This window comes from Geodermatophilus chilensis, assembly GCF_002802985.1.
Lineage (GTDB): Bacteria > Actinomycetota > Actinomycetes > Mycobacteriales > Geodermatophilaceae > Geodermatophilus > Geodermatophilus chilensis.
The window spans coordinates 1-8551 of record NZ_NVPT01000192.1 but is presented as its reverse complement, the minus strand read 5'-3'; the positions used below and the strand labels follow the sequence as shown (position 1 = coordinate 8551).

Here is an 8551-nt window from a genome sequence, read left to right as displayed (position 1 = left end):
GCGAAGGGGGGTGCGGACGCGTCGGCGAAGAGGCGGCGAACGGGGTGCGGGCGGGGCCGGGAAGGCCCTTCCTCACGCGGCCGGGGAGCTCTCCCGGATGACCCGGATGGCCAGCTCGGTCCGCGAGCGGACGCCGAGGCGGCGCATCGACGTCGTCAGGTGGCTCTTCACCGTCGATCCCTTCGGCAACCTGCTCGGCCTGCAGGGTGTCGCGTCGACCCCGCACTACTCCGCCGACCGCGCCTGCGCGCCGGCGACCACCTGACCGCTGCCGTCGTCCGCCGGCCCGGGACCCACCCGGGCCGGCGGCCACCCCCTGCCCCGACCAGGCCTCGTGCCGCAGCTCGCCCCGTACGACCCACCCTCGGCGCGTGCCGGCCCCCGGCGTGCGCCTCCGCAGATCGCACCCCCGGAGGACTGCCCGATGCACGCGCACAGTCGCACTCCCCGCCGCACCCTGCACCTGCTCACCGCCACCGGCGCCACGGCGGTCGCGCTCACGGTCGCCGGCCAGTCGGTCGCCCAGGCGGCGCCGGCGAAGCAGGCCTACAAGGACCACGCCGCGAGCCAGTTCCGCAGCGCCGCCCAGTTCGACTGCCTCGACCAGCTCTGGGAGGCCGAGAGCAACTGGAACCCCACCGCCCAGAACCCGACGAGCACCGCGTACGGCATCGCCCAGTTCCTCGACATGACCTGGGCCACCACCGGCATCGCCAAGACGTCGGACCCGTACCGGCAGATCGACGCCGGCCTCATCTACATCGACGAGCGCTACGACACCGCCTGCGACGCGTGGGCGTTCCACCAGGCCAACAACTGGTACTGACGCACTGCGGGCGTTGCTCGTGCCCTGCGGCCGCAGCAGCACCGTCAGTGCACGAGGAACGCCCGCGATCCGGTGCTCAGGCGGCAGCGACGGTCTCCATCGCCTCGGCGGTGAGCTCGACGGACCGCAGCCGGCCCTCCACCCCGGGGAACTGGTGGGCGACGATCAGCTCGTCGGCGCCGGCCTCGCCCGCGAACCGGGTCAGGTACTCCCGCACCTCGGCCGGGGTCCCGACGGCGGAGTGGGTCAGCATCGTGTCGACGTGCAGGCCGGCGCCGCCGTCGAGCAGCAGCTGCGCCTCGTCGTCCGACAGCTGCCTGCCGCGGCCGAACAGGCCGACGGCCAGCCGCCGGCGGGCCGCGGCGAACGCCTCCTCCGCGGCGGCGCGGCTGTCGGCGGCCACGGCGTTGACCCCGGCGATCACGTACGGCCGGTCCAGCTGCGCCGACGGCTTGAACTCGCGCCGGTAGGCCGCCACGGCGGGCTCGAGCATCGCCGGCGCGAAGTGCGAGGCGAACGCGTACGGCAGACCGAGCGCGGCGGCGAGCGTCGCGCCGAACATCGAGGAACCCAGGATGTAGAGGGGGACGTTCGAACCCTTCCCGGGGATCGCGTCGACGCCGGGCACCCGGGTCTCGCCGGTCAGGTAGCCCTGCAGCTCGAGCACGTCCTGCGGGAAGCGGTCGGCCGAGCGCGGGTCGCGGCGCAGGGCGTACATCGTGTTCTGGTCCGAGCCCGGCGCCCGGCCGAGACCCAGGTCGATCCGGCCCGGGTGGACGGCCTCGAGGGTGCCGAACTGCTCGGCGATCGTCAGCGGCGAGTGGTTGGGCAGCATGACGCCGCCGGCGCCCAGCCGGATGGACGACGTGTGTGCCCCGACGTGTGCGATCAGCACGCTGGTCGCCGAGGAGGCGATCGTCGGCATGTTGTGGTGCTCGGCGTACCAGACCCGCCGGTAGCCGGCCTGCTCGGCCCGCTGGGCCAGCGCGACGCTCGCCGCGATGCTCTCGCCCGGCGTCTGGCCCCTGGAGATCGGCGCCAGGTCGAGGACGGACAACGGGATGCTCATGTGCTCCAAACCCCTCAGCTGGTGTCGTCCTGCGCAACCACCGCCGTCCCGCCGTCCTTCCCCCTCGAACGGATGACGTCGGCTGGGGTCACTACAGCTCCGTCCCGTCCCGGCCGATCGAATCCGGGACGAGAGGAGGCTGCTCATGCGCAGGAAGCGTTCGGCCGCCGACCAGCAGATCGCCGACCTGCTGGTGACCGCGAAGAAGTCGCTGGACCTGAGCGTCGCCTTCCTCAGCCGCATGGACGGCACCACCCAGCACCTGGAGGTCGTCGAGACCTCGGTGCCGGTGCTGGTCCAGGAGGGCGCCAAGGTGCACCAGGACACCTCCTTCTGCCAGGCCATCCTCGACGGCAGGCTGCCCGCGGTCATCCCCGACGTGGAGGAGTCCCCGCTGGCGATGTCGCTGCCCGCGGCGCGCATCCCGCGCATCCGCAGCTACGTCTCCACCCCGGTGCACCTGTCCGACGGCAGCCTCTACGGCACGTTCTGCGCCTTCGGCTTCCGGTCGGACAAGGAGCTCGGCAAGCGCGACGAGGCGCTGATGAAGGTGCTCGCCTCCGCGGCGGCCGTCATCGTCGAGCCCGAGGTCCGCGACCAGGAGCGGCGCACCGAGATCGAGAGCCGGCTCGAGCCGGTCGTCGGCGACGGCGGCCCCGTCGTCCTGCTGCAGCCGATCGTCGACCTCGCCTCCGGCACCCGGGTGGGCGCCGAGGCGCTGTCCCGCTTCCCCGCCGGCTGGGGCCGCACCCCCGACGTCGTCTTCGCCGAGGCGCACAGCGTCGGCATGGGCCACGCCCTGGAGCTGCAGGCCCTCGAGCGCGCCGCCGAGCACCTCGACCGGGTCGGTGGCTACGTGGCGATGAACGTCTCCCCCGCCACCGTGCTCACCCCCGGATGCGGAGCGCTGCTGCACCGGCTGCCGCTGGACCGCGTCGTCCTGGAGCTCACCGAGCACGACGAGGTCGAGGACTACGACGTCCTGCTCGCCACCCTGGCGCCGTTCCGCGCCGCCGGGCTGCGGCTGGCCATCGACGACGTCGGCGCCGGGTTCTCCAGCCTGCGGCACATCGTGGTGACCTCCCCCGACGTCATCAAGCTCGACCGCAGCATCGCCGCCGGCGTGGCCACCGACCGCGTGCTCGCCACGCTGGTCGGCTCGCTGGTCACCTTCGCGCACGGCTCCGGCGCCCGGGTGGTCGCCGAGGGCGTGGAGACGGCGGAGGACGCCACGGCGCTGCGGGCGTTGGGCGTCGACTACGGCCAGGGCTGGCACTTCGGCCGGCCCGGCCCGCCCGAGGCGCTCGCCGTCCCGGCGCCCCGGCCCCCGGTCGAGGCGCGGCCGGCCGAGGTCCTGGCCCCCGTGGCCGCGCTCAGCCGCTGACCGCGTCGTCGTACTCGGCGCCCATCGCGCCGGTCTGCACCGCGCCGCCCCGGCGGTAGGTGCACAGCAGCACGCCGGTCGGGGTGGACGAGGACGCGGTCAGCCGCCACGACCGCGGGATCGCGCCGTCGCCGAACAGCCGCTTGCCCTCCCCGAGCACGACCGGGGCCACCACCAGCCGGAGCTCGTCGACCAGGTCGGCGCGCAGCAGTGTCTGCACCAGCCCGGGCGAGCCGTGCACCTGCAGCTCGCCGCCGTCCTGGTCCCTGAGCGCGCGCACCGCCTCGACGACGTCGCCCTCGAGAAGCCGCGCGCCGGACCAGTCCAGCGCGGTCAGCGTCCGCGAGGCGACGTGCTTGGTCCGGGTGTTCAGCGCCTCGGCGACCGGGTCGTCCTCGGTCGGCGCCTGCGGCCAGGCCGCGGCGAAGATCTCGTAGGTCCCGCGGCCGAGCAGGAAGTCCTCGACGCCAGCGAACCAGGCGTCGATCCGGGCGCCGAGGGTGTCGTCGAAGAACGGCACCAGCCAGCCGCCGTGGCGGAAGCCGCCGGAGGTGTCCTCGTCGGGGCCGCCGGGGGCCTGCACGACCCCGTCCAGCGTCGTGAACTCGGTGACGACGAGCGATCGCACGAACGGCCTCCTCGGGTGCCGGCCGCCTCCGGTGACGGCCACTGCAGACAGGACGCCGGACCGGTGCGGGACTCATCGGTGCCACCCGTGCGATCACGCAGCGTGACGACGCGACGGCCGACCCCCAGTCTGGGAGTCACCCGGGCGGGGGTCCGGGGGTGTGGACCGCGTGGCGCTCACCTCGACGCTCCTGCTGCCCGACGGGGGACGGGCAGGCCGGCCCCCGCGTGCACGACCACGGGGGTCATCGTGAAGCGCACCACCGGTCTCGTCACCACAGGGGCACTCGCCCTCGGCAGCACCGCCCTGCTCGGCGCGGTCGCGCCCGGCGTCGCCTCGGCCTCCGGCTGCGGCCTCACCACCCTCGACCAGGCCGGCCTCGAGGCCGCCTTCAACTCCTTCTACAGCGGCGCCGGCGGCGGCGCGGAGTCCGTCGTGGAGGCCGACGGGCTGCGGATGAAGGCGGCCGCCGAGGGCGAGTCCAGCGTCGGCTGGTTCATGGACGTCGAGATCCCGCTGGCCGAGGCCACGGCGGAGTCCAACGTCGCCCTCGACGCGACGGTGGTCGGCGACGACGTCGCGCACCACCCGACCTACGAGCTGCTGGTCGACCTCGACGGCGCGGCCGGTCACGAGGCCTGGACCTGGCTGGTGCTCGAGCCGCAGTACCAGGGCGAGCGCAGCGGCCTGTGGTGGAGCAGCGAGCCGCTGGAGGCGCTGTACCCCGACGACCCGGAGGCCGTCGACGAGGGCACGCTGCCCGAGATCAGCGCCGCCTACCCGGACGCCGTGGTCACCACCCTGGGCTTCCAGCTCGGCATCGACCAGGCCGGCGCGGAGGCCGTCGTGCACGGCCTGACCTTCGGCTGCAACGAGTTCCGGTTCGCCGCGGCCGCGCCCGAGGACGCGCTGCCGACCGCCGCGATCGCGGTGACCAACCCCCGCTACGCCACCTACCTGTTCTCCGGCGCCGGCTCGCACGACGCGGACGGCGACCTCGCCGCGTACCGCTGGGACCTCGGCGACGGCAGCACCGCAGAGGGCGCCGACATCGAGCACAGCTACGCCGCGCCCGGCAGCTACACGGTCACGCTGACCGTCGTCGACGGCACCGGCAACGAGGCCACCGCGACCGCCGAGGTCGTCGTCCCCGCGACGCCGACCGTCTGGGACACGCCGCTGCCGAACACCGGCGCCGACGTGCTGGGCCTCGCGGCCGTGGGCGGCCTGGTGCTGCTCGGCGGTGGCGCCGGCCTGGTCGCCACCCACCGCCGTCGTCCGGCCGCCGACCGGTCCTGACGATGCGCAGACTGGTCCGCGCGCTCTCGGCGCTGGCCGTCGCCGCCGGCGTGGGGCTGCTGCTCGTCGTCGCCCACCAGGTGTGGGGCAGCGACGTCGCCGCCGACCGGACGCAGGACCGGGTGGCCGACGAGCTCCGCGAGGAGTGGTCGGCCCCCGGGGCGCCCGCCGAGCCGGCCCCCGGCGGGGCGTTCGCCTTCCTGCACGTGCCACGCCTCGGCGAGGGCTGGGCCCGCGCCGTCGTGGAGGGCGTCGACCCTGAGCAGCTCGAGGCCGGACCCGGCCACTACCCCGGGACGGCGCAGCCCGGCGCGGTCGGCAACTTCGCCGTCGCCGGCCACCGCGTCGGAGAGGGCAGCCCGTTCCTCGACCTGGACGCGATGCGGCCCGGCGACGCGATGGTGGTCGAGACCGCGTCGGCCTGGCACGTCTACCGGGTGACGACGACGACCGTCGTCGCGCCCACGGAGACCTGGGTGGTCGCCCCGACGCCCGGCGGGCCGCCCGACGGCCCGGCCACCGGCGCCTTCCTCACCCTCACGACCTGCCACCCGGAGTTCTCCGACCGGCAGCGCCTGGTGGTGCACGGGGAACTGGAGGCCACGGTGGCCAAGGCCGACGACCCCGACGGCCCGGCGGCGCTCGCGGCTTAGGCCGCCAGCGCGGGTTCGCGGTCGCCGGCGGCCACCAGCGTGGCGTACCGGCCGCCGCCGGCGAGGAGCTCCTCGTGCGTGCCGCTCTCGACGACCCGGCCGGCGTCGAGGACGGCGATCCGGTCGGCGTGCCGCACGGTGGACAGCCGGTGGGCGATGGTGATCGTCGTCCGGCCCCGGCTGGCCTCGTCGAGCGCGGCCTGCACCGCCCGCTCGGTGCCGGTGTCCAGCGCGCTGGTGGCCTCGTCGAGCACCAGCACGCGGGGGTCGCGCAGCAGCGTGCGGGCGATCGCCAGCCGCTGCTTCTCCCCGCCGGAGAACCGGTGCCCCCGGGCGCCGACGACGGTGTCGTAGCCGTCGGGCAGGGCCGCGATGGCCTCGTGGATCTGGGCGCGGCGGGCGGCGTCCTCGAGCTCGGCGTCGGTCGCCTCGGGCCGGGCGTGCCGCAGGTTCTCCCGCACCGTCGCGTGCAGCAGGTAGGTCTCCTGCGCGACGACCCCGACCACCTGCGACAGCGTGGCCAGCGAGAGGTCGCGCAGGTCGACGCCGTCGATGGTCACCCGGCCGGCGGTCGGGTCGGCCAGCCGGGCGACCAGCGAGGCCAGCGTGCTCTTGCCCGACCCGGTCTCCCCCACCAGCGCCAGCGTCGTCCCGGCGGGGACGGTCAGGTCCACGCCGTCCAGCGCCGGCCGGTGCCCGTCGGGGTAGGTGAACGAGACGCCCTCCAGCGCCACGTCGCCGCGCACGCCGGCCGGGTCCAGCGGCACCGGGTCGGCCGGGTCGTCGACCTCCACCGGCAGGTCGAGGTACTCGAACACCCGGCTGAACAGCGCCATCGAGGCGGTCACCTGCACGCCGACGTCCAGCAGGCCCATGAGCGGGCGGAACAGCGTGCCCTGCAGCGCGGTGAAGGCGACCAGCGTGCCGATCGTCATCCCGCCGGAGGTCGCCGGCAGGCCCGCGGCCAGGTAGATCAGCGCCGGGATGCCGGCGAAGACGATGCTCATCGTGGCCATCCGCCACCGCCCGGCCAGCTGCGCGCGGACCTCGAGGCCGACGAGGTCCTCCGAGGTCTCGGCGAAGCGCCGGGACTGGACCGGGCCGGCGCCGAGGGTCTTGCCGAGCAGCACGCCGCTGACGCTGAGCCCCTCCTCGACCTGGGCGTGCAGGTCGGCCAGGTGCCGCTGGCGCTGCGCGGTGACCGCGCGGCGCATCCGCGCCACCTTGCGGGTCAGCGCGATGGCCGGGGGCAGGACGAGCAGCGAGAGCAGCGACAGCCGCCACGACAGCGCCACCATCGCCACGACCGTGCCGACGACGGTGGTGGCGTTGGACGCCAGCGACGTCGCCGTCGAGGTCACCACCGACTGCATCCCGGCGATGTCGTGGGTCAGCCGCGACTGCACCTCGCCGCCGCGCGTGCGGGTGAAGAAGCCCAGCGACTGGCGCTGCAGGTGGCTGAACACCGCCGTCCGCAGGTCGTGCATCACGCGCTGGCCGACCGTCGTCGACAACCAGGTCTGCACCACGCCGAGGACGGCGGTGGTGGCGGCGACGGCGAGCATGCCGAGGACGGCCCAGAGCAGCAGGCGCACGTCCTGCCGCGGCAGCGCCTCGTCGATGACGAGCTTGACGAGGAACGGCGTCGCCAGGGCCACCAGGGACGACACGGCGATGAGCATCACGACCGTGGCGACCGGCCAGCGGAAGGGGGCGAACAGCGCGGTGACCCGGCGCAGCGGCACCGGGTTGCGCTCGAGCTGGGCCCGGTCGGCCGGGTCGACGGTGCGCCCGCCGCCCCTGCCTGGCCCTCTGGTGTCCTCGATGGCGATCACCCCCCGTGTCGATGCTGAGGCTACCTCACCATGAGGCAACCTCGCCGTCCTCGCTAGGATTCCGCCATGCCGGACGACGACCCCGAGGTGCTGGGCGAGCTGCTGGTGCGGGTCACCCGCCGGCAACGCCGGCGGTGGCTGCACGCCCTGGCACCCTGGGACCTCTCCCCCCACCACGTCCGCGCCCTGCGGGTGGTCACCGAGCGGGACGGCACCCGGCTGTCCGACCTCGCCGAGGCGCTGCGGATCGCGCCGCGCTCGGCCACCGAGGTCGCCGACGCGCTGCAGGCCCGCGGGCTGGTCGAGCGGACGCCGGACCCGACCGACCGGCGGGCCGTGGTGCTCACCCCGACCGAGCAGGGACGCCGGGTGCAGGCCGAGATCGCCGCCGCCCGCGCCGCCGACAACCGCGACCTGTTCGCCCGCCTCGACCCCGGCGACCGGGCCACGCTGGCCCGGATCCTGCGGGTCCTCGCCGACTGAGGGGACGCTCTCTGCGGGCCGGCCTGCCTGAAGGGCGAGGCCCGGCTCCCCCTGCGAGCGATCGCAGGACATGGAAGGCGGGGCGACGCAGGGGTCCCGAACTACCGGCACCGGCGGACGCAGACGTCCTGGTGAGGAACCGAAAACTGTCGTACCCCGTACGTACGTTCGGGTCATGACGTCAGCCGGCTCCGTGCGCACGCCGATCGAGGCCGCGCTGGTCGGCCGGCTGCTCCAGCGGCCCCCGGCGCCGCCGCGGCTGCCTGTGGGTGCGCTGACGCGGGAGGAGAAGGCCGCGGAGTTGCAGCGGGTGCAGGCCCGCCGGGCGATGGACGCCGCGTACGAGGCGGAGCTGGTGCTGGGGTTGGCCGACG

9 protein-coding genes and 1 pseudogene are annotated in these 8551 nt (G+C 75.0%); 7 read left to right on the top strand and 3 right to left on the bottom strand.

The genetic code is table 11. The annotated features are described in order from the left end of the window. Nucleotides 1-97: 97 nt before the first annotated feature. Nucleotides 98-265: a hypothetical protein gene (locus CNO22_RS30235; protein WP_408609708.1), complete on the top strand. Its 168-nt coding sequence runs from the start codon at nucleotides 98-100 to the stop codon at nucleotides 263-265. A gap of 159 nt (nucleotides 266-424) precedes the next feature. Beyond that, complete coding sequence (locus CNO22_RS23285; protein WP_100501656.1) at nucleotides 425-826, top strand: aggregation-promoting factor C-terminal-like domain-containing protein; 402 nt, start codon at nucleotides 425-427, stop codon at nucleotides 824-826. 76 nt (nucleotides 827-902) lie between these two features. Here CNO22_RS23285 and CNO22_RS23280 read toward each other — a convergent pair whose 3' ends face one another. Then, nucleotides 903-1895 (bottom strand): LLM class flavin-dependent oxidoreductase, encoded by a 993-nt coding sequence (locus CNO22_RS23280; protein ID WP_100501655.1) that lies wholly within the window; start codon nucleotides 1893-1895, stop codon nucleotides 903-905. Nucleotides 1896-2040: 145 nt separating this feature from the next. Between CNO22_RS23280 and CNO22_RS23275 the strand changes: the two genes are divergently transcribed. Then, nucleotides 2041-3279, top strand: a complete 1239-nt coding sequence (locus CNO22_RS23275; RefSeq protein WP_100501654.1) for a sensor domain-containing phosphodiesterase — start codon at nucleotides 2041-2043, stop codon at nucleotides 3277-3279. Here CNO22_RS23275 and CNO22_RS23270 read toward each other — a convergent pair. Then, entirely contained in the window at nucleotides 3269-3907 is a 639-nt protein-coding gene (locus tag CNO22_RS23270) for a dihydrofolate reductase family protein (RefSeq protein WP_100501653.1), read from the bottom strand. The two genes, CNO22_RS23275 and CNO22_RS23270, sit on opposite strands and share 11 nt — an antisense overlap. Before the next feature lie 249 nt (nucleotides 3908-4156). Here CNO22_RS23270 and CNO22_RS23265 point away from each other — a divergent pair, with 249 nt between their 5' ends. Together CNO22_RS23265 and CNO22_RS23260 are read left to right on the top strand one after the other, a co-directional pair. Then, nucleotides 4157-5206, top strand: a complete 1050-nt coding sequence (locus CNO22_RS23265) for a PKD domain-containing protein (RefSeq protein ID WP_100501652.1) — start codon at nucleotides 4157-4159, stop codon at nucleotides 5204-5206. Between the two features lie 2 nt (nucleotides 5207-5208). Next, the gene (locus CNO22_RS23260) at nucleotides 5209-5859 is read left to right on the top strand and encodes a class E sortase (RefSeq protein WP_100501651.1); all 651 of its coding nucleotides are present in this window, start codon (nucleotides 5209-5211) and stop codon (nucleotides 5857-5859) included. On the opposite strand, the gene CNO22_RS23255 is transcribed toward CNO22_RS23260, so the two are convergent. After that, on the bottom strand, nucleotides 5856-7694 hold the full coding sequence (locus tag CNO22_RS23255) for an ABC transporter ATP-binding protein (protein WP_100501650.1): 1839 nt from the start codon (nucleotides 7692-7694) through the stop codon (nucleotides 5856-5858). The genes CNO22_RS23260 and CNO22_RS23255 overlap by 4 nt on opposite strands. 66 nt (nucleotides 7695-7760) lie before the next feature. Between CNO22_RS23255 and CNO22_RS23250 the strand changes: the two genes are divergently transcribed. Both CNO22_RS23250 and CNO22_RS23245 read left to right on the top strand, forming a co-directional pair. Further along, a complete protein-coding gene (locus CNO22_RS23250) occupies nucleotides 7761-8177 on the top strand; it encodes a MarR family winged helix-turn-helix transcriptional regulator (RefSeq protein WP_100501649.1) in 417 nt (138 codons plus the stop codon). 175 nt (nucleotides 8178-8352) lie between these two features. Then, nucleotides 8353-8551: pseudogene (locus CNO22_RS23245) on the top strand (HNH endonuclease); the annotation flags it as partial.